The organism is Silvania sp., from assembly GCF_051656365.1.
Taxonomy (GTDB): Bacteria; Pseudomonadota; Gammaproteobacteria; order Enterobacterales; family Enterobacteriaceae; genus Enterobacter; species Enterobacter hatchlandensis.
Map to the genome: position 1 here is coordinate 1 of NZ_JBOGBT010000042.1, position 23,938 is coordinate 23,938.

A 23,938-nucleotide genomic window follows, 5' to 3' on the forward strand; every position below is an offset into this window, starting at 1 on the left:
GCTTTGCCGATCCCACCCGCAAGGTGGCCGGTCCGTGGCTGGACTGGGTGACGGGGGCCTCCGTGCGTCAGGGATTACCGGCTGTGATTGAGAAAGTGTGATCGACAGGGCGCTCCGCTATCGGGGCGTCCTGCCCGGTGGCCTTTATCTTCGCTGTCGTTTGTCACCGCGGGTTAAATTCTGCAGAATAGGCCGGTCTGACCCTCCGAACCTCACCTGATGAAGATAATCCTGATGAAAAAAACGCTGCTGTGCTCCCTCCTTATTATTGTGTCTGGCTCCGCATGTGCGGCAGCGCAGACGGTATCGCAGCTGGCCGACGTGGTTAACCCGGCCATTACCGCGCTGATGAAAGAGCAGGCGATTCCGGGGATGGCCGTGGCAATCGTTTATCAGGGCAAACCGTATTACTTTACTCGCGGGCTGGCGGATGTCGCCGGGAACAAACCGGTCACCCAGCAGACCCTTTTTGAACTCGGCTCGGTGAGCAAAACCTTTACCGGGGTGTTGGGGGGCGAGGCGGTGGCGCGGGGTGAAATCGCACTCAGCGATCCGGCGAGCAAATACTGGCCTGCGCTGTCAGGCAAGCAGTGGCAAGGCATAACGCTCCTGCATCTGGCAACCTATACCGCCGGGGGGCTGCAGCTGCAGGTGCCGGAAGATGTCACCAGTGCCGCATCGCTACAAAAATTCTACCAGTCCTGGCAGCCCCAGTGGGCACCCGGTACCCGTCGCCTGTATGCCAACGCCAGTATTGGTCTGTTTGGTGCGCTGGCGGTCAAGCCTTCGAAGATGAACTTTGAGCAGGCGCTCACCCGCCGGGTGTTAAAACCGTTAAATCTGAACCACACCTGGGTCAATGTTCCGACCAGCGACGCAGCGAACTACGCCTGGGGCTACCGGGACGGCAAGGCGGTGCACGTATCACCGGGTATGCTCGATGCTGAAGCCTACGGAGTAAAAACCTCGATCGTGGATATGGCGAGCTGGCTGCAGGCCAATATGCAACCCTCGGCTATCAAAGACGCGTCGCTGAGAGAGGGGATGCGGCTTGCCCAGTCGCGCTACTGGCAGGTAGGGGACATGTACCAGGGATTAGGCTGGGAAATGCTGAACTGGCCGGTGACATCTCAGATTCTGGAGCAGGGGGCGGATAATCAATACGCTCTGGCGCCGCATGCGGTCACAGCCATCAATCCTGCCGCGCCGCCGATGAGCGCCTCCTGGGTACACAAAACCGGGGCCACGGGGGGGTTTGGCAGCTACATTGCTTTTATCCCGGAGAAGAACCTCGGGATTGTGATGCTGGCAAACAAAAATTACCCAAATACCGCCCGGGTGAAAGTGGCGTATCAGATCCTCGAGGCCCTGCAGTAATGCCACCAGGCCTGCTGCGGCAGGCCTGGATTGTCGGGCTTAGTGCTGCGGATGCTGTTTCAGCAGCGCATCAAGATTTTTGCGCGAAGTAGTGATAATCGCCCACGGATCTTTCGGCGAGTCATGCTCGACGATGAACCACCGCACGCCGCTCTTGCGCGCCGCATTCAGAATAGAATTCCACTCGAGGATCCCTTCCCCCATCGGGGCAAAATTCATCTCATCATCGCGCACGCCGATACCCGAATTGTCCTTGGCATGGATGGCGTAAATACGGCCCGCATAGCGGGTGATGAACTGTGCCGGATCCTGACCTCCGCGGGAGACCCAGGCCACGTCCAGCTCCAGCACCAGGTTATCGCGCTGGGTGTTTTTCATAATGATGTCCAGCACGCTGTCGGTACCGTACTTCTTCATCTCGAAATCGTGGTTATGGAAGGCCAGCGTTATCCCTTCATTGCGTAATTTTGCACCCATCGCATCCAGGCGTTTGGCATAGTCAACCCAGCCCTGCTGCGTTGTTGGACGGTCGGCGGCTTCAATCCACGGCACCACGATGTGCGTATTGCCTACCGCTTTGTTGAACGCGACGGTCGTGGCAAAATCCTGCTCGAGCGCGGACAGCTGCACATGCGCCGCCACCACGTTGAGCTGATTCTTTTTCAGGATCTTCTGCAGGGCGGGAGCATCCACCCCGTGGGTGCCCACCAGTTCCACATTTTTGAATCCGGCTTTTCCGGCCATCGCAAACTGGGCATCGGCATCACCCACGTTGCGCAGGGTGTACATCTGCAGGGCAATTTCTTGACGGGGCTCTTTGGCCTGGGCATACGCCCCCAGACTCGCCACCAGAAGGAGGCCGCAAAGCATAGCGCGTTTGATCATCGTTATTCCTTAGTGAAAAGTAATCGATTACAAAATACAGATAGAAAGTAATCGATTACAAACTGCGCGGGCTAAAAATGTGACGCAGCGCAATTGTTTACCGCCACCCTCCCAGAATTGATAATGAGAATGATCTTGATAATCATTATCATCAATGCATATAATCCGCCCAAAATTCGCAGCGCAAAAAATGCCTTAAAAATTAAACGGATACTTATGTCAAATCGGGGTAACTTTTTCAAACCGCTGGTCCTTGGCAGCATTTTGCTGATCGCCGGGTGCCACAGTCCGCCTTCTGTCACGGAGAGCAAAACCCAGCTGGCGATTGACTGCGACTGTATTCAGGACGTCGCAAGCAGGAGGTCTATCACCCCAGCCGACCTGATGGCGAAGCTTGCCAGCGCGCCGGTGGTGATTGTCGGTGAAGAGCACACCAATCAACGCCACCACCAGATTGAACAGTGGCTGCTGCAAAACCTGAATAAAACCCGTCAGCAGGGCAGTGTGCTGTTGGAGATGATCAACAGCGATCAGCAGGCGGCGGTGGACCGCGTCAAAGTGCAAAGCCTGGCGGGCACCAGGGTTAGCGCCACCCGCGCGGCAGAAGCGATGCGCTGGAACAGCGGCTGGCCGTGGGCGCTGTACCGCGATGTGGTGATGACCGCCCTTGAGGGCCCTGGCCCGCTGCTGGCGGCCAACATCAGCCGTGAGCAGGTCTCTGCCCTGTATAAAAATCCTGTCTTCCCGCCGGGGGCGGCCTCTTCGCGCGAGCAGGTGCGTGAAGCTTTGTCCGCCATTATCTATCTCATGCATGACGGCCAGTTAACGGGGGAGCAGGTTCACGCCATGCTCTCCATCCAGCAGCAGCGGGATCGGTTTATGGCTGAGCAGCTCCGCCGGGCACCGCGTCCTGCGCTGTTGATTGCCGGGGGCTATCACGCGGCGAAAGATATTGGCGTGCCGTTGCATCTGGCCGATCTTAATGTTGAACCGCCGGTCGTGGTGATGCTCACCACTGAGGGAACCAAAGTGAGCGCGAAGCAGGCGGATTACATCTGGTCGGTTCCGGCACAAAAGCAGCCTTAATATGAATGTGAATAACCTTATGCCTCGCGCGCCGTGGACGTGGAGCGCCACGGCCAGCGTGTTGTTCCACGCGGCGCTGGCTCTGCCATTTATTGTGCAGCTTAACCGCCCGCAGCCACAGACCACTCCGGCTGCGGTCATGGTTCAGTATTCACCGGAGTTTGAAGTGGCCTTGATCAGGCCCGACCTGGCGGCTGGCGTCAGTCAGCAGCGTAAGGTTGAGGCCATGACCGAGGAAGAACGCACCCACAACAAAGATCTGCCAACGCTGCTGGTACAAGAAGAGGCGGAGCTGAAAATTGCCGCCGCAAAGCCGGAGCCCAAAGCCCGTAAGAAGCCGGACATCAAGAAGAAAAGCCAGCGTGAACAGAAGGAGGAGAAGGGCAATTCAACCACCACCAGCCTGGCCGCGCCGCCGGTGCAAAAGGTGCAGACTCTGCGCAATGCCGCCCCGTTAGATACGGACGCCACGCGGATCAGCCAAAGCAAAATCAGCTGGGAGTCGCTGGTCAAAGGCAAGATCAACAAAATGCGTAACTACCCTGAGGATGCCCGGCGTCGCAAACGGACCGGGACGGCGGTGATTACCTTTAGCGTCGATGCCCGGGGCGAGGTCCTCAGTACGAAGCTGGTCAGCTCGTCAGGCACCCTGTCCCTGGACAAGGCCGCATTAACGGCGCTGATCAATGCCCGACCGCTGCCGCCACCGCCAGAAGAGCTGGTGCGCCAGGGTGTACAGAAAGTCACGCTGCCGGTTGAATTTGGCTTACTGGATATTTAAACCCTCTGCTTTTATTACCCGGTAAATGCATTACTGCTGAATATAACGTTTTAAATTAAATTTTGCTTGATAAGGGGAGGGCGTTATTTCGCTCTCGCGCTCTCCTTTTTTGCGCTTGTAAATAATGATATACAGGATTTGATTATGAAAAAACCGAAAATGGTCAAAGGACTTTTGACCGGGATTCTTATTGTCCACACCCCGGCGTATGCCGCAGAAAAGGAGGGGGAATCCGTTTTCTCACCGTTGACAATAATGGATAACACCCTCGATGAAAAAAAGAATGTTGGCTCCTCTGAGGAGAGTTATTCTCGTCCTGGCGCCTACAGTTCCCGCACTCTGAATAAGAATTTGCAGAGTCTGGATGCGTCACTGCGCAGCATGGCCGGAACCTATACGCAAATCGATCCGCTGCAGGGGGCGATTAGCGTCAATATCCGTGGGATGAACGGCCTGGGCCGCGTCAATACCATGGTGGACGGCGTGACCCAGACCTACTTTGGCATGGCACCGGCCAACTATCATGGCGGTTCCAACACCGCCGCAGGGGTACCGCTCGATCCTAACTTCCTCGCCGAAGTGGACGTTACGCGCGGCAGCAGCGCCGGTTCACAGGGGGTCAACGCCCTGGCGGGGAGCGCCAACATGCGCACCATCGGTATTGACGATATCCTCAAAGAGGGACGCCAGACTGGCCTGATGTCACGCTTCTCGGTCGGGGATAACGGGTTGGGACGCACCGGAATGGTCGCCGTTGCCGGTAAGACCGACACCTTTGACAACGGTGGTGCGGTAGGGGCGATGGTGGGCATCAGCGGCACCCGCACCTATGCGACCTATAAAAATGGCGGCGGGCGCAGCAGTAAAGATTTTATTGGTGAAGACAATAAATACCTGCGTCAGACTCCGCACTCCGAGCTGTATAAGCTGAACGTCAATCTGGATCAGTTTAATAAATTTGAATTTTCCGGCAGGAATTATACTAATACCTTTACCCGCCGCGATATTACCAGTGACGATTATTCCCTGCGCTATAATTACGCGCCGCTGAATGAGTTGGTGGAATTAAACGTCCTGGCCAGCACCAGTCGCGGCAATCAGGAATATAAGCCGAAGGCGATGTATAACTTTAACAACTCGTCGATCACCAATAAATCGAACGCCATCGATATCAACAACACCAGCCGCTTTAAAATGGCTGACGATCTGTATACGACACTACAGGTCGGTGGGAAATTAATGGATACCCGCTACAGCCGCAGCTTTGTGCAAAGTACCGAGACCGATCGCAATGCCTTTGCCCCGGCGGGTAAGCAAAAGATCGCCTCGTTATACAGCGGTCTGACGCTGAACAAAGATATCTATCAGCTTGACCTGAACCTCAACTATACCCGCAGCCAGGTTGAAGGCAAAAAACCGGCCTGTGCCGCCAATGAGAAGTGCTTCCCGCAGGGGGAAGCGATGCTGAATCTGGATGACAACGCCTTTAACCCGTCAGCCACCTTCTCTGCGCAGGTGACGCCGTGGCTGCAGCCTTTCGTCAGCTGGAGCCGTTCGTCGCGCGCGCCAAACGTGCAGGAAGTGTTCTTCGCCAACGAAGGCGGGATCTCGATGAACCCGTTCCTCAAGCCCGAAAAAGCCGAGACCGTGGAAGCCGGATTTAACGTCAATAAACAGGGTTTGTTACTGGAGCAGGACAGTTTCCACATGAAGGCGCTGGCCTGGCAGTCCCGGATCAAAAACTACATTACCAGCGAGTCCTTTATGCTCTGCTACGACGGGCAGCTGTGTCATGACTACGACGACTCATTCAGCGGCTTTAACGCCAACGTGTATCTGAACACCACATCGCCGGTCACCAGCAAAGGTTACGAGATTGAAGCCGGGTACGACGCAGGCTTCGCCTACGCCAATCTCTCCTGGAGCAAGCAGCACACCGATCAGCCCACCTCGATCGCCAGTACCGTTTACAGCTTTGCCTACAGCGACCTTAGCGATCTGCCGGACTACTACGCCACGCTGGACGTGGGCGGACGCCTGTTTAATCAGAAGCTCACTATCGGCAGCCTGTTCAAGTTCACCGGCAAGACCAAACGCCTGAGCACCGAAGGGATCGACACCGACACCAACTCGGTGCCGAAAGAAAGCATGCCGAACATTCCGACGGTCATCGATCTCTACAGCACCTGGCAGATGACCGATGACGTGCTGCTGCGCTTCAGCGTACAGAACGTGACCAACCGCGACTACGCCGACGCCCTTAACCGCATGAACCAGAGCCTGGATTACGCGAAAGAAGGGTCAAGCATTAACACCACGGCGCGTGGACGGACCTACATCTTTGGCGGCGAAATCCAGTTCTGATCCGCCCTTAATCACGTTGATGACCAGGAATAACTATGAAGCACCGTAACGTTACCACCTCACTGGGATGCCTGCTGATTGCCGGGCTCTTTTCCACTGCAGCCTGGGCAATAGACCCGCCGCAGCGTGAACTTTCCCGTTTTGCGATGAAAACCAACTATCTGCAGGAGGCCAATGAAGGCCTGTATGAGCTGGCCTTTGATAATACCAGCCACCGACTGTACGCCGCCGTCACTGACCGTATGAACCGCGAGGCCAACAAAGGCTTTCTGTATGCTTTTAACCCTGCCTCGTTGAGCACCGAAAGCCGGGTGACGATGCCGTACCGGGCTTTCTCGCTGGCGATGAATCAGCAGCAGCATCAGCTGTATGTCGGGCATACCCAGTCCGCTTCGCTGCGAATCAGCATCGTCGATACCCTGACCGGTAAGCTGACCAAAACCAGCGACAAGCTCAGCTTCAAGGTGGCGAATGCCGCCGATGCGCGCTTTGAGCACCTGCGGCATATGGTGTACAACAGCCCGACCAATACGCTGTTTGTCAGCTACAGCAATATGCAGAAAACCGCCGACGGCATGACCGCGCTGCATAAGCTGCTGATGCTCGACGGCACTACCCTGGCACGTAAAGGCGAGGTGAAAGGGGCCTACAGCGGTACCGCCTATGGCCTGACCCAGGATGAGAAAACGCAGAAGATCTACGTTGGCGGTAAAGATTACATTAATGAAATTGATGCCAAAAAGCAGACCGTGCTGCGCACCATCCGTCTGAAAGACCCGCAGCCGCAGATCGCCAGCGTCCAGAATCTGGCGGTGGACTCTGACTCGAACCGCGCGTTTGTGGTGGTGTTCGACCATGAGGATCGCCGCGGCCAGCAGGATGGGTTGTACGTTTTTGATTTACGCAATGGTCAGCAGCTCGGGTATGTTCACACCGGCGCCGGGACCAACGCGGTGAAATACAACCCGAAATACAATGAGATTTATGTTACCAACTTCACCAGCGGTACCCTCAGCGTGATCGATGCCACCACCTATGCTATCACGCGGGAATTCAACGCTCCGGTGTATCCGAATCAGATGGTGCTGTCACCGGATCTGGATACCCTGTATGTCGGCGTCAAAGAGGGCTTTAACCGCGACTGGGATCCGGACGTGTACGTTGAGGGTGCTAAAGAGCGGATTCTGCGTATCGATTTGACCCGTTCGTAAGCGTTACACCGCCAATGCAGGAGAGGGCGCAATATCAGGCCCTCTTCTGCTGTGATACAAAGGAAGTATTCACACATTCATTTTCTACCTTCAGATGAGCATTGATTAATATTTCTATTCTCTTCCTGCTATTCCCTGCTAAGAATGTTCTGTATTTGAAATTGTCCGTTTAAAACCCTTTGTGAAGCTGAAATAAAAAGCCTTACTATCGCCGCACTGTTATTTATAACCCCTTTAATAAACGTCGGGCAGAGCGCGTAAATATGATGCTGCTATATAAACGGCTTGTTAATGTATTGTGTGCGTTATTACGTAAAACGCATTGCGTTGCCCGTCAGGGCGCGGCAGTTCTGGCCTGTGGTGCGCTGGCCTGGCGCGTGTGGACTGATTTAGCGAATGATGAATAATAGCGCGGCGAGACTTTCATATAAAAGTATACATCGACAATTCGTTAATTAAATTGTCACTGCACTGTTAAATAATTGCGATGATTTAATTATGCCTGTTTTAAAAAGAGGCGTAAAAATAACGCGGCCATTTGCGCCGCAGAATATGTAGTCAATAAAAATGATGATAGCGAGCAATAGCATGAAAAAACGTGTTTTAGCCATTCTGGTCGTCGGTCTGGTGAGTGCCACCACCGCATGTGCCATCAGCCCGGCGCAGCGCGCTAAGTATGAGCGCTCCGGCTGTACGCAGGTTTCCGAGCTGCAGGGCTGCGATCTCAACAAGTCTTACGAGTGGAACGAACGCCACGGCTTTATCAACAACGATGGCGAGCAGCAGAGCCATTACGGTAAGCATCACCACCGTGACAATCAGCAAAATGGCTATAACGACAACCACAGCGATGCGGGCATCAACGGCAAATTCGCCGGTAACTACGTGGTGAAATTCGACAACGGCGAGCGCGGGGCGGACATCCACATCGAAGACTCCGGGGTCTACCTGAACGGTAAAGAGATGCGCGATGTGAATGCGTACAACGATACCCTGACGTTCCGCGATGGCTACGCAACTTACACCATCAGAGATAACCATCGCGGTACCTGGAAAGACGAAGATTCCGGCAACCACGGCAACATCTACGCTTCGCGCTAAGAACCCATTATGAAACTGAAAAAAGTAGTTACCGCAATGGCGGTGATGGCCATGCTGTCAGGCTGCGCAGATCATCCGGTGCTGTCGGCGGTAGGTATCGGTCTGGGTGCAGCGGCTGTTGGCGCTGCCGTGGCAAATCATCACCAAAAAGAGAAGCACAAAGACGATAAAAAAGAGTGGGAGCGCGATCATCAGGAAGACCGCAACCGCGACGACCAGTACAGCCATCGCGGCCATCACAATCACTACCATGAGGATAACGACTGGTAATGCCTGAAGCCCATCCGGCGTGGATAAGGCCTGGGTCCGGTATTTCACCGGGCTCAGGCCGCTTAATCAGCAGGTAAAGGCTTTATCCTTTGCCAGCAGGAACGGGCGCAGGTAGGCCACGGTATTCGACAGTGGGATCACCTCATCGGCGAGATTAATCTTCAGCACGTTACGAATATAGTCCCGGCGAATGGCGATCCGTTGCCACAAGTCGGGGTACGCCGCCTGAATGTTGGCCTGCAACGCCGTGTCCGCCAGGGCCACACTCTCTTCGGCACTCACCCCGGTATAGCCCGCCACGGAAGGGATAATATCAATCTGCAGGATCATCCCGCTTTTTAGCGTCTCGGTCGAGTGCGGATAAATCGGCGACGACATCCACTCTTCATCGGCGCTAAGATGCCCCGGATTCAGGTGCCAGCCGTACTGTTTTTTTTCGAGCACGCTTTCGATAAGGGCATACATCTCCCCGCCCGGCATGCCTGTTTTAATATTTTCAAGCCAGCTGGCGACGGCGGCGAAATAGGGTTTTGCCACCCTGTCGAGATAATCTTTTTGGTTCTCCGGCAGCTCGCTTTCATCTGCAATCACAAAGCCGGTCCGGCTTGAAAGCCCGCCTTTAAACCCGGTGGTCATCGATAGCGGCTGGCCGCGTTCCAGCTTTTTATAAGTGGGATAGAAGTTGGCTTTAGCAAAACGCTGCCCGGCGGCGGCAATGGTGACCACCGTCTGATACTGGCCTTCTGCTGCTAATAGCGCCCCCAGCTCGGTTTCGCGAATGCCGGGCTCCACCGCATTCATGGCATCAAGAATACAATTCGAGGCCAGATTAGCGCCGTATTCGTAATGGGCAATTTCGTTCTCATTACTGGTGACGCGGGCTCCGTTATCGCCCCGGATAAAAAGATGCGTCGCGTTTTCGAGCGCTGCGAGGGTACTGTTTTTGACAGCCTCGACGATAAAGTAGGGCAAATCGAACAGCGCCTTATTATCAGCAACCGCAGAGGTGAACATTTTCCAGCCCACCAGGCCCACTTTGGACAGGGTATTCAGACCCGTTTCGCTGAGTAACGTCTCAAGGGATTGCTCCTGTTCCATCGGCTGATTGGGCAGCGAAAAATACGGGCAATGTTTCAGCGTGACCGGAATACGCGAGTGCTGCGCCATCTTCAGATTTTCATTGCCGAGAATGACGGTGGCCTGCCCCGTGTTATGCAGAATTAACAGCCCCTCTTCAAAACGCGGAACAAACCCGGTCAGGTATTCAAAGTTACCCCCATGCTCCTTATCGGCATAAATCACGAGGGCGTCAAACCCTTCGTCGTTCATGCGGGACAGCACCTTTTCTTTGCGATCGAGCATTGTCGCATCGCTTAACAGCACCGGCGGAACATCGGTGAATTTACGCGGCGCCGGGAGGGTCTGGAGCTGGATACGGTTAGCGATCATCATGTTCCTCACGTTTCGCATGAACCCGCGTCGTGGACGCCGGGAATGTGACCAGTTTGTTCTCCGGCCGGACCGGGCGTCGCACCAGCTCACCCTGGCAGTTAGGGCAGCGATGGTTTAGGGCGGTTTGCGCGCACTGCGCGCAGAAGGTACATTCAAACGAGCAGATTCTGGCCTCGGGGGAGTCGGGAGGCAGGTCACGATCGCACCATTCACAATTCGGTCGAAGCTCGAGCATTTTTATCTTCCTGTTCAGCAGGCCGCGTCTGCTTCACTATGCCAGATAGATAAAAGCAACGCACCCACCTCTCTCCCCCGCATCCTTTACCGTCCGATCGCCGTCCCGCCATCCACCAGCAGTTCCGTGCCAAGGGCATAGGTAGACTCATCCGAGGCCAGATACAGCGCGGCCTTTGCCAGTTCATCCGGCGTGCCTAAGCGCCCCAGCGGCACCAGTTTCGCGATTTCACTTTGCAGCGCACGCTGCGCCTCGTCGTCTAAACCCAGCTTACCCAGCGCCGGGGTGGCGACCGGGCCGGGGCTCAGGCCATTGACGCGGATCCCGCGCGGCAGCAACTCGATGGATAATGTGCGCGCCAGCGACAGCAAACCAGCTTTGCTGGCGGCATAGGCGCTGCTGGTGGGGAGCCCGATATGGGCGCTCACCGAGCCGCACAAAATGACCGAAGAGGGATTATTCAGCAGCGGCAGCAGCGCCTGAATTAAAAAGAACGGTCCCTTGAGGTTGGTGCCCATCAGCCGATCCCAGGCCTCCTCCTGCCAGGTTTCCAGCGCGCCGTGCGTCACATCTCCGGCATTAATAAACACCGCATCCAGCCGGGGCCAGCGTGATGCCAGCGTCTCCGCCAGCTGCTGCTGTGCATTGATAGCGCCCGCATCCGCGTCGATCACCCAGGCATTATCCCCAAGTCTACGCTGCGCCTCGGCACGCGTTGCGGGGTTGCGGCCGGTCACCGCAACGTGCGCCCCTTCGGCGAGAAAGGCCTGCGCGGTCGCCAGACCAATGCCGCTGGTGCCGCCGGTGATCAGCGTATATTTACCCGTTAAACGACCCATGTTCTTCTCCTGATTTGTCTCTGGAGAAAGCACTATAGAAACGTTAGTATCTAAAAGAAACCAGGTACCAAATGGATACTAAAGAGGCGAGAGGTGTGCAATGGCGGAATTACGCGCGTGCGTGGACGAAAAAAATTTACAGCATCAACCCTGCCCGATGACCCGTTTTATCGGCCTGCTCTCTGGCAAGTGGGCGATCCCGATTATCTATCGGCTGATTGTGCTGAACACGCCGGTGCGCTTTGGCGATCTGCTGCGGGCGGCCGCGCCCATCACCCAGAAAGAGCTCACCCGCCAGCTGCGTCTGTTTGAGCAGCGCGGGCTGGTCACCCGCACCGTTTTTCCTGAGATCCCGCCCCGGGTGGAGTATCACATCACCGACCTGGGCCTGACGCTGCAAAGCGCCCTCGACCCGCTGGCTGACTGGATGCGTGAGTACGGCGACCAGCTTAAACGCTAATGCTTAGCGCGGCAGATAGCGTGGCGCCGGTTCGCCAGTACGTGCGCTATTAAACAGCGCCAGCCGCGCCTCTTCATAGCGTGTCCACAGGGATTCATCATGCAGCGGCGGTATGGTGATGAGTTCTCCCTGATCCAGACCCGCCAGCGCAGCGTCCACCATATTGTCGGTGGTCATCACCGAGCCTTCAGGCAGATTGTCGATGGGCACGCCAGAAATCGCCCAGATCTCGGTGGCGGTTGCCGCCGGTAATACCGCCTGAATACGCACGTTGCTGTCGGCAAACTCTTCCTGCAGCCCACGGGTAAAATTCAGCACCCAGCTTTTGGTGGCACTGTACAGCGCGCTGCCTGCCCGGGCATGAACCGCCAGCACCGAGGCGATGTTAATCAGCGTCCCGCGATTGTTCTGCGCCAGGCGCGGCAGCAGGGCATAGGTCAAGCGCATCAGGGCGGTGGTGTTGAGCATATTGATGGCCTGATGATGCGCCACGTCGCCCGCCATGAACGGTGCCATCTGCGCGGTGCCGGCATTGTTGACCAGCATGTCGATTTTGCTGTTGCTGCGTAGCACCTCTTCTACAGCGCGGATCCCGGTTTCATCCGTCAGATCCGCCGTCAGGGTGGCGACCTGCACTCCGTAGCGCTGCTCTAACTGTGCCGCCAGCGTCTGCAGACGCGCTTCCCGGCGGGCCACCAGCACCAGATCGTAGCCGCGGGCCGCGAGACGGTCGGCATAGACCGCGCCAATCCCGGAAGATGCACCGGTAATCAAAGCCGTAGAACGTTGCGTTGTCATCGTGATACCTCAAGCGTAAAGGGTTAATGGTTTTATCATGAAACCAAATAGAGCGTGCGTTATTTGGTCCTATAATGCAACCTAATTGCGCGTTATTTTTGATCTCTGCAATGAGGGGTTGCGTGGACGGGATGATCAAATATACCGATGCGTGGAATAAGCCCACGCCACAGGGGTAATAACAGACCCAGCAGTGATTTCCGGATACGGCAAAGGTCAATCCCCCGGATACTGCGGCGTAATCTCCTCCGGCTGTAGCACCCTCCCGTCGCTGGCAATCAGCGCCAGCGTGCGCAGCGGCTGACGGTGCTCGGTATCCACCAGCACCGTACCCACATCCCCTTCGCCAAATAAATGCGCATTTCCCCATTGGGAAAGCGCCACCAGCACGGTTTGCAGGGCGCGGCCTTTCTCGGTCAGAACGTACTCCTGCCAGGCGCTGCCGTCGGAGGCCGGTTGCAGCACCAGAATGCCCTCGTCAACCAGGAGCTTCAGCCGGGTTGCCAGCATATTTTTGGCGATACCGAGGCTTTTTTGAAACTCGCCAAAGCGCGTAATCCCGCGCAGGGCGTCGCGCACAATCAGCAGCGACCACCAGTCGCCGATAATATCCAGCGAGCGGGCAACAGGGCAGGAACTCTCTTCCAGACGGGTACGTTTCACGGCGACTCCTTATTAGCGGTAAGTTTTATTATAAAACCAATTTTCACCGACCTGCAAAGTTAGCCGCCAGTTTGCGGGCGGGTTCCAGGAAATTCGTCACAAATCTGTCACACTCAAGCTGACGATAAAAAACACAATGAGGATTGAGGGATGAGAAAAGCACTAATTGCCGCCGCCGTGGCGGGCAGCATCGGCCTCTCTTGCGGTGTGCAGGCGCAGACCGCGCCAGACGGGTATCAGCTGGAGCAGGTCTTGATCATGAGCCGCCATAATCTGCGCGCACCGCTGGCCAACAACGGCAGCGTGCTGGAACAATCCACCCCCAGCAAATGGCCGGAGTGGGATGTGCCGGGCGGGCAGCTGACCACCAAAGGCGGCGTGCTGGAGGTCTATATGGGCCATTATCTGCGCGAGTGGCTGGCAGAGCAGGGGATGGTGACCGCAGGTGAATGCCCGACGGCGGGCAGCGTGTACGCCTACGCCAACAGCCTGCAGCGTACGGTGGCGACCGCGCAGTTCTTTATCACCGGCGCGTTCCCGGGCTGCGATGTCCCGGTGCACCATCAGGAACAAATGGGCACCATGGACCCGACATTTAACCCGGTGATCACCGACAACTCACCTGAATTCAAACAAAAAGCGCTGCAGGCGATGGACAAGGAGCGCCAGGGGATGCACCTCGGCGACAGCTACAAATTGCTGGAGCAGATGACCGACTACGCGCAGTCTCCGTCCTGTAAAGAGAAGCAGGTTTGCTCCCTGAGCGAGGCAAAAGATACCTACAGCGCCGACTACCAGAAAGAGCCCGGCGTCTCTGGCCCGTTGAAGGTGGGTAACTCGCTGGTGGATGCCTTTACCCTGCAATACTACGAGGGCTTCCCGCTGGATCAGGTCGCCTGGGGAGAGATCAAAACCGACCAGCAGTGGCGGGTGTTGTCGCAGCTGAAAAACGGCTATCAGGACTCGCTGTTCACCTCGGCGGACGTGGCGCGTAACGTGGCGAAACCGCTGGTGAAATACATCGATACCGCGCTGGTCACCGACCAGGCCAAAGCGCCAAAAATCACCCTGCTGGTAGGACACGACTCCAATATCGCGTCCTTGCTGAAAGCGCTCGACTTTACGCCCTATCAGCTTCACGACCAGTATGAGCGCACGCCGATTGGCGGAAAAATTATCTTCCAGCGCTGGCACGATAAGACCGGCAATCGCGATCTGATGAAGATTGAGTATGTTTATCAGAGCACGGAACAGCTGCGAAATGCCGAGGTTCTGAGCCTAAAAGACCCGGCCCAGCGCGTGACTCTGGCGCTGAACGGTTGTCCGGTGGATGGTGAAGGATTCTGTCCGATTGAGACGTTTAACAAGGTGTTAAACGCGGCTGCGAAGTAAGGGCGATAAAAGTAAAGGGGGCTCTATAGCCCCCTTACCCGAACATCAGACGTTTTGCCGATCGATAGTCTGCTCGCCCCAGAACAGCGAGTCTTTGTCGGTTTTTTCGAAGGCTAACACCAGCACTTCATCGTTCCCTTCCTCCCAGATTTTCTCTGCCAGTTTTTCGTCATATTTCGCGACCTCAAAGATCGCCTCGGCGATTTCCGGCGATGTATTACGTAAACGCGCAAATTCGCCGACGCGATGGGCTTTTGCTTCTTGAGTTGGCATTGGAATCCTCCTGTTGAGAGTTAACCTTTCAGTTTAACGGCCAGACCCGCGACATATTCCCCCTGGTAACGGGCAATATTCAGCTCGGTTTCCGACGGCTGCCGCGAACCGTCGCCTGCGGCAATGGTCGTTGCACCGTACGGCGTGCCGCCGCGAACCTGTGAAATATCAAACAACTCTTTTGCTCCGTAGCCAATCGGCACAATCACCATCCCGTGGTGCGCCAGGGTCGTCCATGTGGAGGTGATGGTTTGCTCCTGGCCACCGCCGGTGCCGGTTGAGCTAAACACGCTGGCGATCTTGCCGTGCAGGGCATTTTTGACCCACAGCCCGCCCGTCTGGTCGAGGAAGGTGCGCATCTGCCCGGCCATATTGCCAAAACGCGTCGGGGTGCCAAAAATGATCGCGTCGTAATCGCCCAGCTCCTGCGGTGTCGCCACCGGCGTGTCCTGCGCTTTACCCCCCGCGTTCGCAAATGCCTCTGCGGGCATGGTTTCCGGGACGCGCTTGATCGTCACCTCAACCCCCTCGACTTTACTGGCGCCTTCCGCCACTGCCTGAGCCATGGTTTCAATGTGTCCGTACATCGAATAGTAGAGCACCAGAATTTTCGTCATCTCGCATTACTCCTCGGTTTTTTGTTCAGGCAGCAACACGCTGCGGTTATTTAAAGATATGACGTGGGCGCGAGACTGCAAATCTGTAAACCATTTGTTTGATTTTAAACAATAATTTTCATGCGCTGTTCTTTGTCGCAAAATGACACATTTTCCTTATCGTTGATTTCCAGAGTGATAAGAAAGGCTTATGGGTTCGCTTTCCGCTCTTTCATGCGAAAGGCTGATTACATATTGCAGGATATTACGATGCGCTGGCTGAATGGCCTCACTCCACTAAGCTTAGGTTCACGCGGCGCAGATAACGGCCCTGTCCCTGAGCCGCCAGGTGAGTGATTTGTCTCTCACCGTAGGTTGTATAAATTAATGTTTCGCAACTCTGGAGGTCAGACATGGCTAACCATCGTGGTGGGTCAGGTAATTTTGCTGAAGACCGTGAAAGAGCATCAGAAGCAGGTCGTAAAGGTGGCCAGCAAAGCGGGGGGAATTTCAAAAATGACCCTCAACGCGCATCCGAAGCTGGCAAAAAAGGGGGCAAAAATAGCCATGGCAGCAACAGAAACAACTAGGTTGTCGCCGTCTGAACGATGGGTCCTGTAACCCATCCCGCACCCCGGCCGCCGGCTCTTCCGGCGGTTTTTTTATTTTCCTGGCATTGAACTGTTACCCCGGGCATCGCACACTAGCGGATTGATTATTTGTGCTGGTGTCTCATGTCCTTCTCCCGTTATGCCTTTTCCATCAAGCCGCAGGAAGCGATCCTGATCCTCATTACCATGTTCTGGGGCGGGACCTTTCTTGCCGTACAGTATGCGGTGACCCTCAGCGATCCCTTTTTCTTCGTCGGCCTGCGCTTTGCCACTGCCGCACTCGCCGTCGCGCTTCTGTGTCTGAAAACCCTGCCCGGCCTGACCATGACCGAGCTGAAAGCCGGGGTGGCTATTGGGGTGTCAATTGCGCTGGGCTACAGCCTGCAGACCTGGGGATTGCAGACTATCCCCAGCAGTAAATCGGCGTTTATTACCGCCATGTACGTACCGCTGGTGCCGCTCCTGCAGTGGCTGTGCCTGCGTCGCACGCCGGGGCTGATGTCCTGCATCGGTATCGTGCTGGCTTTTATCGGCCTGATCCTGCTGGCGGGACCGGGCGATAACCTGCTGGCGCTGGGTCCCGGGGAGATGATCACCCTGGTGGGCGCGGTGGCAATCGCGGCTGAAATCATTCTGATCAGCGCCTGGGCCGGGAAAGTGGACGTCAAACGGGTGACCGTGGTGCAGCTGGCGACCGCCTCGCTGGTGGCCTTTATGGCAATGATCCCGGCCGGGGAGTCGGTGCCGCCGATGGTGCCAGGGCTGTGGATCGTGGCGCTGGGGTTAGGCATTTTCAGCGCCATTATTCAGGTGACAATGAACTGGGCCCAGCGCAGCGTGTCGCCGACGCGGGCGACGGTGATTTACACCGGGGAGCCGGTGTGGGCGGGGATCTTTGGCCGTCTGGCCGGAGAGCGTTTGCCCCTGCTGGCCCTGCTGGGGGCGGCGTTTATCATTGCCGGGGTATTGGTCAGCGAACTCAAGCTTAAAAGAAAGAAAAAGGCGCTGCCGCAGATCGACAGCGCCACAGTTGATTAACGCTCCTGAACCGCGACGTCGCCCTGCGTCGCGCTGGCCATCCGGCGGCTGAGCAGGGCGTTGAGCGCGATGGCGCCGAAGGTGGCCGTCCCGATCCCGCCGAGCGTAAAGCCGCCGAGCGAGAGGGCAAAATCACCGGCGCCGAGCACCAGCGTGACGGCGACCATAATCAGGTTGCCGTTGTGGCTGAGATCGACCTTGTTTTGCACCCAGATGCGCGCCCCTGCCACCGCGATTAAGCCAAACACTACAATCGATGCGCCGCCAATCACCGCCGCCGGGATGGTGTGGATCAGCGCGCCGAACTTCGGTGAAAAGCCGAGCAGAATAGCAATCACCGCTGCCGCCACGAACACCAGCGTCGAGTAGACTTTGGTTACCGCCATCACGCCGATGTTCTCGGCGTAAGTGGTAACGCCGCTACCGCCCACCGAGCCCGACAGCATGGTCGCCAGCCCGTCACCGACAAAGGCCCGTCCCATCCAGGGATCCATATTGCGCCCGGTCATTCCGGCCACCGCCTTCAGGTGACCGAGGTTCTCTGCCACCAGGATCACCGCCACCGGGGCAATCAGCATCATCGCCTGGCCGTTAAAGGTTGGGGCGGTCAGCTGGGGTAAACCAAACCAGGCGGCCTGTGCTACCTGCGTAAAATCGACCGGCGTGCCCAGACCAAAAACGCTGGTCAGCGCGGCGTAGATCAGGCAGGCGAATATCAGCCCGACGAGGATCAGCAGACGCTGGATCATGCCCCGGGTAAACACCGCCACCAGGCCAATACACAGCACCGTCACCACCGCCATCCAGCTGTCAAACGCCGATCCGGAAACGCCTTTGACCGCAATCGGGGCGAGGTTCAGGCCAATCGCCATGACCACCGCCCCGGTGACCACCGGCGGCATCAGCCGTTCTATCCAGCGGGTGCCCATCTTCATCACTACACAACCAATCAGGGTGTAGATCGCCCCGCAGGCGATAATCCCCCCCAGCGCCACGCTCAGCTGCGGATTAACGCCCTGACCGCTAAAGCCGGTGGCAGCGATGACCACGCCGACAAAGGCCGCGCTTGAGCCGAGATAGCTCGGCACCCGCCCGCCGGTGATGAAAAAGAACAGCAGGGTGCCAATCCCTGACATCAGAATCGACAGGTTCGGATCGAGCCCCATCAGGATCGGCATCAGCACCGTGGCACCAAACATCGCCACCGCGTGCTGCACCCCCATTACCGCGGTTTGTCCCAGTGGGAGACGTTCATCCGGCGCGACCACGCCGCTGCCTGAAGAGGTCGATTTCAACTGCCAGTGAGGAAAATCGAAAAATGCCATCAGCGGTCTCCTTAAGGAGGGTTAACAGGCGGGTCGCATCAGTGCGTGGTAGCCGCGGTCAAACCACACCAGGCCGTGCGGCGCAGGGTGGCAGGTAAGGGAAACAATGTCGCAAAACAGAATGTCGTGGGTGCCGACGCTCACCACCTGGCTTATCCGACAGTCGAAGGAGGCCAGCGCCTCCTCCAGCCGCGGGCAGCCGGTTTCGCCCATCTGCCATCGGGCAGCGGCGAAGCGTTCCGCCATCGACGTTTTTCCGCCGAACAGAGTAGACAGGGACTGTTGTTCGCCGCTCAGGGTGTTGACGCACAGGGTGCCGTTTTCACTGAACACCGGCCACACCGAGGCCCCGCGATTGAGGCACACCAGCAGCGTTGGCGGCGAGTCGGTCACGCTACACACTGCGCTGGCGGTAAACCCGGCCTGTCCGGCGGGGCCGTCGGTGGTGATGATATTCACCGCCGCGCCGATGCAGGCCATCGCATCTCGAAAGGACTGTTTATCCGGAATGCTCATGTTCGCTCCTTATGCCAGCCCGCAGGCGTCGCTAAAGCTCAGCCGGGGCAGTCGACCGTACAGCTTGCTGTTATCGCCGTAACCGATGTTGATCAGCAGATTGCTTTTCAGGTTGCTGTCGCTGAAGAAGGCCGCATCGACCTTCTCGCGATCGAAGCCGGACATCGGCCCGGTATCGAGCCCCAGCGCACGGCAGGCAACAATCAGATACGCCGCCTGCAGGGTACTGTTGCGAAATGCGGTCTCCTCGGCAAGCGCAGGGCTGGCGGTAAACCAGCTACGGGCATCGCCGTGGGGAAACAGCGCGGGCAGACGGTCGTAAAACACACTGTCCCAGGCAACGATGGCGGTGACCGGGGCGGTAAGGGTTTTTTGCAGATTGCCGCTGGAGAGGGCCGGGCGCAGCTTCTCTTTGCCCTCCGGGGTGCGGATAAACACCATCCGCGCCGGGGAACAGTTGGCGGAGGTCGGGCCCCACTTCATCAGGTCGTAGATCTCGTGCAGCGTCTCGTCGCTGACCGGGCGGTCCAGCCAGCCGTTATGGCTGCGCGCCTCGGTAAACAGTGCGTGCTGCGCCGTTGGGTTGATGGCTTCGCTCATTGCAGCTCCTTATAAAATCGATTGTGGCTGTGCAGCAGGCTGGCGAGCCCGTTCAGCAGCAGGGCATTGAAGATCTCGGGTTCGGTGACGTTGCAGGCATGTCCGCCGCCGGGCATTACCGTATGCATGCTGCCAGGCAGGGCGGCGTGCAGCAGCGTTGAACAGACTGCGGGCACCAGCAGATCGTCCCCGGAGCAGATTATCTGCACCGGGCAGCGGATCTGTGCCACCGCGCGGCTGTAGTCGGCCGCTTTCAGGGCGTACAGCCTGCGCAGCAGGGTCTCTTTGCCCTGGAAATGAGCCAGCGCCAGCGCCTCTTCGGCCTCCATGCGCGGCATGCGGGCCGCCATCCAGTCGGCTGGATAGAGAAACAGCGCCTGAGCCTCTACCCACGCCTGGGCGCCACCGGCATGCAGCAGCCGCTCGCGTATCTGGAAACAGCGCCGGGTATGCGGGTGCAGCGTTAGCCAGCCGTTGACGCACACCAGCGCGCTGACCGCCGCGGGGTTATCCACCGCCAGCTGCAGGCCAATCAGCGCCCCCAGCGCATGGCCCACCACGCAGAAGCGGGTGATCCCGGCCTCTGCCAGCGCCTGCCACAGCTCGTCGGCCATCTGGGCGAGGCTGTAATCTTCCGGCAGCGCGCCGGGATTATTGCCCGTTCCGCGCTGGTCATAGCACACCACCTGATACTCCTGCTCCAGATCCGCGATCTGGGGCAGCCAGTAGCTGCCGCTGCCTCCCAGCCCGGCAATCAGCACCACCACCGGCGCGTCAGCAAAGGGCGGGGGTGAAAGGGATAGCTTCATGGCAACCTCACTTCGCAATGTGGGCAACGCTTGCGATCTCCACCAGCGCCTCGGACTTGACCAGCCCGCACTGAATGCAGAATCGCGCCGGTTTATCGCCGGGGAAAAACTCGGCGTAGATTTCGTTAATCGCGGCGTAGTTTTTCCAGTCGGTGATAAAGATGCTGTTGAAGGTCACGTCCGCCATCGTCCCGCCCGCCGTTTCGATAACGCGCTGGATAGTCTGTAGCACGTGGCGGGTTTGCGCCTTTGGGTCGTCGGGAAACACCACGTTGTTATGCGCGTCAAACGGCAGCGTGCCGGAGACATACACGATGCCGTCAGCCAGCGTGCCCGGCACAAAGGGGGCGATCGGGGTGCTGGTGCCCGGTGGAATAATTACGGATTTCGGCATTTGTTAGCTCCTCAGGCGATACGGGCATAAGCGGCGGGGGAGAGGGCGTCGCAGAAGGTGGCGACGTCGCTGACCCAGCCAAAAAAGGTTTCGATATTGAACAGGGCGGCCTGCTGGGCAAACGCCGGGCCAGCCTGGTGGGTAGCGTCTTCCAGCACCACCCCGAAATACTCCAGGAAGAAGCCGTCGCGCAGGGTCGACTCCACGCAGACGTTGGTGGCGATGCCGGTAAAGATCAGATGACGGATCCCCCGGCTGCGCAGGAGGCTATCCAGTGGGGTGTTGAAAAAGCCGCTGTAGCGCGGTTTCGGCAGCACGATATCGCCCGGCTCCGGCACCAGCTCGTTCACCAGCTGATAATCCCAGCCGCCTTTCGCCAGCAGCTTGCCGTGCAGCTCCGGGCGCTGGCGCATGGTTTTCAGCGCATTCGATTTATGGAAGTTGGGCGAGCCGGGGCCGCCTGCTTCTACGTACTGTTCATCCCAGCCGTTCTGGAACCAGATAATCAGCATTCCGGCGGCACGGGCGGCAGCCACGGCGGTGCGGATATTGTCAATAACCGGCCGGGTGGTGGAGACATCAAACCCGGCCAGGTCGAGATAGCCTCCCGGGCTGGCGTAAGCGTTTTGCATGTCCACCACGATCAGCGCACTTTGCGCGGGATTAAAGGTGATGGCTTCCGGGCGTGCGGGCAGAGTCGTCATTACGCCACCTCCTGCGTCAGGGCGGGAAGGTGCGCCCGGCACTGCATCAGCGGCTGGATGCGCTCGCCGAAGGTTTCAATGCCTGCCAGGAAGTCATCGAAGGTCAGCAGTACGCCCTCGGCCCCCGGCACGCTGGCGACCTCGTCGAGCATCCGCGCCACGCTGGCGTACGATCCCACCAGGGTACCCATATTGATATTCACCGCCGAGGTTGGATCCGCCATCTGGCGCACGTTGGTGTCAGCCCCGGAACGGGTGTCTTTCTGGCTCTGCTCGCTGAGCCAGCTCAGGGCCTCGGTATCGGCCCCGGCTTTATAGTGTTCCCACTTCGCCCGGGCGGCGTCGTCGGTTTCGTCGGCTATCACCATAAACAGCACGTAGGATCCAACGTCGCGCCCGGTTTTCTCTGCCGCTTGTTTCATGCGTGCGGCGGTTGGCGCAAAGGCCGCCGGGGTGTTGACCCCTTTGCCAAAGCAGAAGTTAAAGTCGGCGTATTTTGCCGAGAATTCCATCCCGGCGTCGCTCTGCCCGGCGCAGATCACCTTCATCGGCGAAGACGGCTGGGGGCTCACCCGGCAGTCGTTCATGGTGAAGTAATCCCCTTTGAAGTCGCTCTTGCCGGTGCCCCACAGGTCGCGCAGCACCTGCACATATTCGGTGAGGTAGTCGTAGCGCTTAGAGAAGTACTCATCCCCCGGCCAGAGCCCCATCTGTTCGTACTCGGGTTTTTGCCAGCCGGTGACGAGGTTGACGCCAAAGCGCCCGCCGGAGATGGAATCGATAGTCGACGCCATCCGGGCGACAATCGCCGGTGGCAGGGTGAGGGTGGCGGCAGTGGCGTAAATCTGAATACGCGACGTGACCGCCGCCAGTCCGGCCATCAGGGTGAACGACTCCATATTGTGATCCCAGAATTCGGTCTTACCGCCGAAGCCGCGCAGCTTGATCATCGAGAGGGCAAAATCGAAGTGATAGTGCTCTGCTTTCTGCACGATGGCTTTGTTCAGCTCAAAGGTCGGCAGATATTGCGGCGCATGGGTAGAGATCAGCCAGCCGTTATTACCGATGGGAACGAATACGCCAATTTTCATCACAAACCTCTCTTCATCTCAACATGGGGGGTGAATGTCTGACGTGGCACTGCATCCTGCATCTCCTGTTCAGCCGCGTAAGTCTGATTTGCAAAGGCGATGCCAGTTTTGAAATTATCTGTGTTATTAACGTGTTAACGGATGGTTGCTTAAATGCGGGTTAAAAAAGTGGACTGAACGGTCAAAAACCTTGCACACAAAGCAGGCAGTCGTGCGCGATGGGGGTGCAGATTGTCGTGAGACGGCAGGGGTTTTGCTATGCTGAGGGCAAATACAAAAAGGAGAGAGCAGATGGCACAAGGCGCAGTGAAAACACCCGGTAAACGTTCGCAGGCGGTAAGCGCAAAAAAACAGGCGATCCTTGCCGCCGCGCTGGAGACCTTCTCGCAGTTTGGCATCCACGGCACCCGGCTGGAGCAGGTGTCTGAGCTGGCGGGGGTCTCAAAAACCAATCTGCTGTACTACTTTCCTTCGAAAGAGGCGCTGTATGTGGCGGTGTTGCAGGATCTGCTGGATGTCTGGCTGGCGCCGCTGCGGGCATTTCGTGAAGAGCTGGCCCCGCTGGAGGCGATCCAGCAGTATATCCGCCTGAAGCTGGAAGTTTCCCGGGATTATCCTCAGGCGTCGCGGCTGTTCTGTCTGGAGATGCTGCAGGGCGCGCCACTGCTGAAAGCGGCCCTGAGCGGCGATCTGAAATCGCTGGTGGACGAGAAGTCGGGGATCATTGCTGGCTGGGTCGCCACCGGCAAACTGGCCCCGGTGGATCCGCATCATCTGATCTTTATGATCTGGGCCGCCACCCAGCACTACGCCGATTTTTCTGCGCAGGTGGAGGCGGTGACCGGCAAGTCGCTTAAAGATGATGACTTTTTCCACAGCACGGTGGATAACGTGCAGCGGATGATTATCGAAGGGATCCGGGTGCGTTAATTCGCAGGTGGCAGAGGGCAGCTCAGGTCGCCCTCTTCACACTGCATCAGCGAGGCCAGAAACGCTTCGCGTTCGCTGGTCTTTTCGGCCAGGCACAGGTTGACGATCATCGGCTGGATGCTGCCGCCTTCGGTGCT

Annotated in this window: 27 protein-coding genes and 1 pseudogene; 12 read left to right on the forward strand and 16 right to left on the reverse strand. The window is 57.5% G+C overall.

Features of this window, described 5'->3' with window-relative positions:
• Positions 1 to 234: 234 nt before the first annotated feature.
• Positions 235 to 1,377: a CMY2/MIR/ACT/EC family class C beta-lactamase gene (gene ampC, locus ACRDD5_RS09030; RefSeq protein WP_438676559.1), complete on the forward strand. Its 1,143-nt coding sequence runs from the start codon at positions 235 to 237 to the stop codon at positions 1,375 to 1,377.
• A 39-nt stretch (positions 1,378 to 1,416) separates the two neighbouring features.
• On the opposite strand, the gene ACRDD5_RS09035 is transcribed toward ampC, so the two are convergent.
• Positions 1,417 to 2,262 (reverse strand): sugar phosphate isomerase/epimerase family protein, encoded by an 846-nt coding sequence (locus ACRDD5_RS09035; protein ID WP_438676560.1) that lies wholly within the window; start codon positions 2,260 to 2,262, stop codon positions 1,417 to 1,419.
• A gap of 216 nt (positions 2,263 to 2,478) precedes the next feature.
• On the opposite strand from ACRDD5_RS09035, the gene ACRDD5_RS09040 reads away from it, so the two are divergent.
• The 6 genes from ACRDD5_RS09040 (at position 2,479) to ACRDD5_RS09065 (ending at position 9,075) form a co-directional block, all read left to right on the forward strand.
• The gene (locus ACRDD5_RS09040) at positions 2,479 to 3,348 is read left to right on the forward strand and encodes a ChaN family lipoprotein (RefSeq protein WP_438676561.1); all 870 of its coding nucleotides are present in this window, start codon (positions 2,479 to 2,481) and stop codon (positions 3,346 to 3,348) included.
• Between the two features lies 1 nt (position 3,349).
• Positions 3,350 to 4,129 (forward strand): energy transducer TonB, encoded by a 780-nt coding sequence (locus tag ACRDD5_RS09045; RefSeq protein ID WP_438676562.1) that lies wholly within the window; start codon positions 3,350 to 3,352, stop codon positions 4,127 to 4,129.
• Between the two features lie 144 nt (positions 4,130 to 4,273).
• Positions 4,274 to 6,493, forward strand: a complete 2,220-nt coding sequence (locus ACRDD5_RS09050) for a TonB-dependent receptor domain-containing protein (protein WP_438676563.1) — start codon at positions 4,274 to 4,276, stop codon at positions 6,491 to 6,493.
• A 35-nt stretch (positions 6,494 to 6,528) separates the two neighbouring features.
• The gene (locus ACRDD5_RS09055; RefSeq protein ID WP_438676564.1) at positions 6,529 to 7,704 is read left to right on the forward strand and encodes a YncE family protein; all 1,176 of its coding nucleotides are present in this window, start codon (positions 6,529 to 6,531) and stop codon (positions 7,702 to 7,704) included.
• Positions 7,705 to 8,292: 588 nt separating this feature from the next.
• Positions 8,293 to 8,805 (forward strand): hypothetical protein, encoded by a 513-nt coding sequence (locus ACRDD5_RS09060; protein WP_438676565.1) that lies wholly within the window; start codon positions 8,293 to 8,295, stop codon positions 8,803 to 8,805.
• 9 nt (positions 8,806 to 8,814) lie between these two features.
• A complete protein-coding gene (locus ACRDD5_RS09065; protein ID WP_271281835.1) occupies positions 8,815 to 9,075 on the forward strand; it encodes a hypothetical protein in 261 nt (86 codons plus the stop codon).
• A gap of 66 nt (positions 9,076 to 9,141) precedes the next feature.
• On the opposite strand, the gene ACRDD5_RS09070 is transcribed toward ACRDD5_RS09065, so the two are convergent.
• The 3 genes from ACRDD5_RS09070 to ACRDD5_RS09080 form a co-directional block, all read right to left on the reverse strand.
• The gene (locus ACRDD5_RS09070) at positions 9,142 to 10,524 is read right to left on the reverse strand and encodes a M24 family metallopeptidase (protein WP_438676576.1); all 1,383 of its coding nucleotides are present in this window, start codon (positions 10,522 to 10,524) and stop codon (positions 9,142 to 9,144) included.
• Positions 10,514 to 10,762, reverse strand: coding sequence for a DUF1272 domain-containing protein (locus ACRDD5_RS09075; protein WP_438676566.1), 249 nt, complete (start codon positions 10,760 to 10,762; stop codon positions 10,514 to 10,516). The genes ACRDD5_RS09070 and ACRDD5_RS09075 overlap by 11 nt, the downstream gene beginning before the upstream one ends.
• A gap of 86 nt (positions 10,763 to 10,848) precedes the next feature.
• Positions 10,849 to 11,601, reverse strand: coding sequence for an SDR family oxidoreductase (locus ACRDD5_RS09080; protein ID WP_438676567.1), 753 nt, complete (start codon positions 11,599 to 11,601; stop codon positions 10,849 to 10,851).
• A gap of 100 nt (positions 11,602 to 11,701) precedes the next feature.
• On the opposite strand from ACRDD5_RS09080, the gene ACRDD5_RS09085 reads away from it, so the two are divergent.
• Positions 11,702 to 12,061: a winged helix-turn-helix transcriptional regulator gene (locus ACRDD5_RS09085; protein ID WP_271281832.1), complete on the forward strand. Its 360-nt coding sequence runs from the start codon at positions 11,702 to 11,704 to the stop codon at positions 12,059 to 12,061.
• Positions 12,062 to 12,064: 3 nt separating this feature from the next.
• Here the strand turns inward: ACRDD5_RS09085 and ACRDD5_RS09090 are convergent, their stop codons facing one another.
• Both ACRDD5_RS09090 and ACRDD5_RS09095 read right to left on the reverse strand, forming a co-directional pair.
• Positions 12,065 to 12,859: an SDR family NAD(P)-dependent oxidoreductase gene (locus ACRDD5_RS09090; RefSeq protein ID WP_438676568.1), complete on the reverse strand. Its 795-nt coding sequence runs from the start codon at positions 12,857 to 12,859 to the stop codon at positions 12,065 to 12,067.
• 216 nt (positions 12,860 to 13,075) lie between these two features.
• Positions 13,076 to 13,522, reverse strand: a complete 447-nt coding sequence (locus tag ACRDD5_RS09095; RefSeq protein ID WP_271281830.1) for a winged helix-turn-helix transcriptional regulator — start codon at positions 13,520 to 13,522, stop codon at positions 13,076 to 13,078.
• 150 nt (positions 13,523 to 13,672) lie between these two features.
• Here ACRDD5_RS09095 and agp point away from each other — a divergent pair, with 150 nt between their 5' ends.
• Positions 13,673 to 14,914 (forward strand): bifunctional glucose-1-phosphatase/inositol phosphatase, encoded by a 1,242-nt coding sequence (agp, locus tag ACRDD5_RS09100; RefSeq protein ID WP_438676569.1) that lies wholly within the window; start codon positions 13,673 to 13,675, stop codon positions 14,912 to 14,914.
• Between the two features lie 45 nt (positions 14,915 to 14,959).
• On the opposite strand, the gene ACRDD5_RS09105 is transcribed toward agp, so the two are convergent.
• A complete protein-coding gene (locus ACRDD5_RS09105) occupies positions 14,960 to 15,187 on the reverse strand; it encodes a YccJ family protein (RefSeq protein WP_271281828.1) in 228 nt (75 codons plus the stop codon).
• Between the two features lie 20 nt (positions 15,188 to 15,207).
• Positions 15,208 to 15,804: an NAD(P)H:quinone oxidoreductase gene (wrbA, locus tag ACRDD5_RS09110; protein ID WP_271281827.1), complete on the reverse strand. Its 597-nt coding sequence runs from the start codon at positions 15,802 to 15,804 to the stop codon at positions 15,208 to 15,210.
• A gap of 392 nt (positions 15,805 to 16,196) precedes the next feature.
• On the opposite strand from wrbA, the gene ACRDD5_RS09115 reads away from it, so the two are divergent.
• Both ACRDD5_RS09115 and ACRDD5_RS09120 read left to right on the forward strand, forming a co-directional pair.
• Positions 16,197 to 16,373: a general stress protein gene (locus tag ACRDD5_RS09115; RefSeq protein ID WP_271269511.1), complete on the forward strand. Its 177-nt coding sequence runs from the start codon at positions 16,197 to 16,199 to the stop codon at positions 16,371 to 16,373.
• Positions 16,374 to 16,517: 144 nt separating this feature from the next.
• On the forward strand, positions 16,518 to 17,432 hold the full coding sequence (locus ACRDD5_RS09120; protein WP_438676570.1) for a DMT family transporter: 915 nt from the start codon (positions 16,518 to 16,520) through the stop codon (positions 17,430 to 17,432).
• Here ACRDD5_RS09120 and rutG read toward each other — a convergent pair.
• Genes rutG through rutA form a run of 7 tightly spaced genes read right to left on the reverse strand, consistent with a single transcriptional unit; the run spans position 17,429 to position 22,871 of the window.
• The gene (rutG, locus tag ACRDD5_RS09125; protein ID WP_438676571.1) at positions 17,429 to 18,757 is read right to left on the reverse strand and encodes a pyrimidine utilization transport protein G; all 1,329 of its coding nucleotides are present in this window, start codon (positions 18,755 to 18,757) and stop codon (positions 17,429 to 17,431) included. The genes ACRDD5_RS09120 and rutG overlap by 4 nt on opposite strands.
• Before the next feature lie 21 nt (positions 18,758 to 18,778).
• Positions 18,779 to 19,273 (reverse strand): NADH-dependent FMN reductase RutF, encoded by a 495-nt coding sequence (gene rutF, locus ACRDD5_RS09130; protein WP_438676572.1) that lies wholly within the window; start codon positions 19,271 to 19,273, stop codon positions 18,779 to 18,781.
• 9 nt (positions 19,274 to 19,282) lie between these two features.
• A complete protein-coding gene (locus ACRDD5_RS09135; protein WP_271281823.1) occupies positions 19,283 to 19,873 on the reverse strand; it encodes a malonic semialdehyde reductase in 591 nt (196 codons plus the stop codon).
• On the reverse strand, positions 19,870 to 20,682 hold the full coding sequence (rutD, locus tag ACRDD5_RS09140; RefSeq protein WP_438676573.1) for a pyrimidine utilization protein D: 813 nt from the start codon (positions 20,680 to 20,682) through the stop codon (positions 19,870 to 19,872). The genes ACRDD5_RS09135 and rutD overlap by 4 nt, the downstream gene beginning before the upstream one ends.
• A 7-nt stretch (positions 20,683 to 20,689) precedes the next feature.
• Positions 20,690 to 21,076: a pyrimidine utilization protein C gene (gene rutC, locus ACRDD5_RS09145; RefSeq protein WP_438676574.1), complete on the reverse strand. Its 387-nt coding sequence runs from the start codon at positions 21,074 to 21,076 to the stop codon at positions 20,690 to 20,692.
• 11 nt (positions 21,077 to 21,087) lie between these two features.
• Positions 21,088 to 21,780, reverse strand: a complete 693-nt coding sequence (gene rutB / locus ACRDD5_RS09150; protein ID WP_438676575.1) for a pyrimidine utilization protein B — start codon at positions 21,778 to 21,780, stop codon at positions 21,088 to 21,090.
• Positions 21,780 to 22,871: a pyrimidine utilization protein A gene (gene rutA / locus ACRDD5_RS09155; protein WP_271281819.1), complete on the reverse strand. Its 1,092-nt coding sequence runs from the start codon at positions 22,869 to 22,871 to the stop codon at positions 21,780 to 21,782. Before rutA ends, rutB begins: the two co-directional genes overlap by 1 nt.
• A gap of 291 nt (positions 22,872 to 23,162) precedes the next feature.
• Here rutA and rutR point away from each other — a divergent pair, with 291 nt between their 5' ends.
• Positions 23,163 to 23,801, forward strand: a complete 639-nt coding sequence (gene rutR, locus ACRDD5_RS09160; protein ID WP_271281818.1) for an HTH-type transcriptional regulator RutR — start codon at positions 23,163 to 23,165, stop codon at positions 23,799 to 23,801.
• Here the strand turns inward: rutR and ACRDD5_RS09165 are convergent.
• A pseudogene (locus ACRDD5_RS09165) lies at positions 23,798 to 23,938 on the reverse strand (lysozyme inhibitor LprI family protein); the annotation flags it as partial. The gene rutR and the pseudogene ACRDD5_RS09165 sit on opposite strands and share 4 nt — an antisense overlap.